Annotated in this window: 1 protein-coding gene; it reads right to left on the bottom strand. The window is 71.2% G+C overall.

The window, feature by feature from the left end:
• Nucleotides 1-147: 147 nt before the first annotated feature.
• Nucleotides 148-2,505 carry an AbfB domain-containing protein gene (locus tag ACZ470_RS14440; protein ID WP_468427194.1) on the bottom strand — a complete coding sequence of 786 codons (2,358 nt, stop codon included), beginning with the start codon at nucleotides 2,503-2,505 and terminating at the stop codon, nucleotides 148-150.
• Between the last annotated feature and the right edge of the window lie 185 nt (nucleotides 2,506-2,690).

The following is a 2,690-nucleotide window of genomic DNA, read 5'->3' as shown; positions in this document are numbered from 1 at the left end:
GGGGGGGGGGGGGCGGGTTGTTGTGGGTGGCGTTTGTTCTTTAGAGCGCTCCTTGGGAAGGGGGGGTGGGGGGGGGGGGGGGGGGGGGGTTTTCCCCCCCCCCCCCCCCCCCCCCACCGCTCTGTCACGCGGACGGCTCCGCCGCGCTCAGGGGGCCCATGGGGCTTCCACGGCCCAGGTGGTGTCCTCCGCGAAGAGGGCGGGGTTGTCCCAGGTATGGGTTCCGCCCGGGGTGGCCAGCCACAACTCGGCGTTGTAGTGGCGCAGATACTGCTCGGGGAAGTTGTAGGCGGACAGCCGCACGCCGCCGTTCGCTCCCCGGACCGGGCAGAAGGTGGCGTCGGCGCGGAACAGGTCGCCGCTGCCGCCCTCCTTGTACACCCGGTACGCGCGGTGGCGCAGATACTCGCCCGGGTAGTTCCGCGACTCGAACGAGTAGCAGGTGCTGTCGGCCAGGCCGGGCACGATCCGCCAGGTGGCGTCGTTCTTCAGCAGCGCGTCACTGTCACCGGTCACGACCTCGGTGAACACCGCGCCGTCCTGGTGTCGCACATAGCGGTCGGTGTGGCCGGGGGTCGTCACACGCAGGGAGGTGGACTGACCGGTGGGCAGCGTCACCGGCGCACCCGGTGAGCGGGAGGCGTCGATCAGGGCCCGGTTCGCGGCCCTGACCCTGGCCTCGTCGACCTTGACGACCTGTCGGTCGTAGGTGAGCAGCCCGTTGGCCTCGTTCTCGACGTCCGTGATCTCCGTGTAGACGGCGGCGGACAGCCCTCTGGGCATGCGCACCTCGCGGATGCCGTCCAGCAGGCCGACGAACCGGTTGTTCAGGTGCGCGAGGTCGGGCTGGTCCTCGTAACTGAAGCCGCCGCCGGGGTACCACTCGTGACCGGCCACCTTGAAGCCGAGGCCGCCGAACTCGCCGAGGACGGCGGCGCGGGTGGCACTGGGCACCGTGGTGCCGGGACCCACGTACACATGGTGGTCGACGACGTCGCCGTTGCCGCCGTCCACCGCCCCGCAGCAGTTGACCCCGCTCATGTTGTTCACCAGCCGGGACGGATCGTACGCCTTGACCTCGTCGGCGATGCGGGCCTGGTCGTACTGGCCCCAGCCCTCGTTCTGGTTGACCCACATCACCAGGGACGGCGAGCTGCGGTGCTGGTCGATGACCCGGTCGTACTCGGCCTCCCACTGGGTACGCGCCGCGGCGTCGGGCGTGCGCAGGTCCATGGACGGCATGTCCTGCCAGACCAGCAGACCGAGCCGGTCCGCCCAGTAGAACCAGCGCTGCGGCTCGACCTTGATGTGCTTGCGGACCATGTTGAAGCCGAGGTCCTTGTGCTTCTGCAGGTCGTAGCGGAGAGCGGCGTCCGTCGGGGCGGTGTAGATGCCGTCCGGCCAGTAGCCCTGGTCCAGGGTGCCCGTCTGGAAGACGAACTCCCCGTTCAGGACCGGGCGCAGAAGTCCGTCGACGCGGGCCAGGCCGATGGAGCGCATGCCGGTGTAGCTGCCCACGGCGTCGACCACCGCGCCGCCTGAGAGCAGCTCCGCCTTCACGTCGTAGAGGAACGGGTCGTCCGGCGACCACCGCCGCGCGTTCGGCACCGGGACGGTGAACCCACCGCCGACCGGGCCGGTGGCGGTGCCGACCGCGGTGCCACCGGTGGAGACGGTGACGCGGGCCTGGTGGCCGTTGGTCCCGGCGCCCCGCACCGTGACCCTCAGGCGGTTGTTGGTGAGGTCGGGCACCATGTCGAGACGGGTGATGTGCGCGGCCGCTGTGGGCTCGAGCCACACGGTCTGCCAGATACCGGAGGCGGCGGTGTAGAAGATGCCACCACCCGGATGGGGCGTCACCTCGTTGATCCGCTGCTTGCCGACCGCCTGACCCCCGGTCTGGGTGGGGTCCCACACGGAGACGACGAGGGTGTTCGTGCCCCCGTTCAGCAGGTCGGTGATGTCGTACGAGAAGGAGTCGAAGCCGCCGCTGTGGGTGGCCCCGGCCTGCCGGTCGTTGACCCACACGGTCGTACGCCAGTCACTGGCGCCGAAGTTGAGCTGGACGCGGCGGCCGTTCCAGCCCGCCGGGACGGTGAAGGTGCGCTTGTACCAGAGCTTGTCGTTCTGCGTGATCCGGCGCTGGATGCCGGAGAGCGCCGACTCGGCGACGAACGGGACGCGGATCTGTTCGGTGAACGACGTGGGCCGGCCGGCGTCCGCCGGGGTGACGGCGAAGTCCCAGATGCCGTTGAGGTTGGCCCAGTCCGGACGGGTGAGCTGCGGCCGCGGGTACTCGGGCAGCGGCTGTTCCACGGGGACCTGGTCGGTCCAGGGGGTGGTCATCGGCGCGGGCTTCGGGACCCAGGCCCGCGGCGCCGCGGTCGCGATGCCGGTGAGGGCCGTCCCGGCGAGCAGGGCCGACACCGCCGCCAGGACGGTGAGCCACCACGGTCTCCGTCTGAACCGGGGGAGGGGAAGCCGTGGGGTGTGTACTCGACGCATCGTCACTCCTAGGGAAGTGGGGGTGGGAGACGTGCGTGTGCGGAAGCGGGGGGGGGGGGGGGGGGGGGGGGAGGGGGGGGGGGGGAAGGGGGAGGGGGGGGGGGGGGGGGGGGGGGGGGGGGGGAGTGTAGCACGCCTTACGGTTTGACGCCATCGCCGCCTACGGGCCGATCATGGCGGAGGAG

The sequence above is a fragment of the Streptomyces sp. NPDC031111 genome (assembly GCF_055570675.1).
Note: the sequence above shows the minus strand (reverse complement) of the source record. Positions and strands in the feature narration are given on the sequence as shown.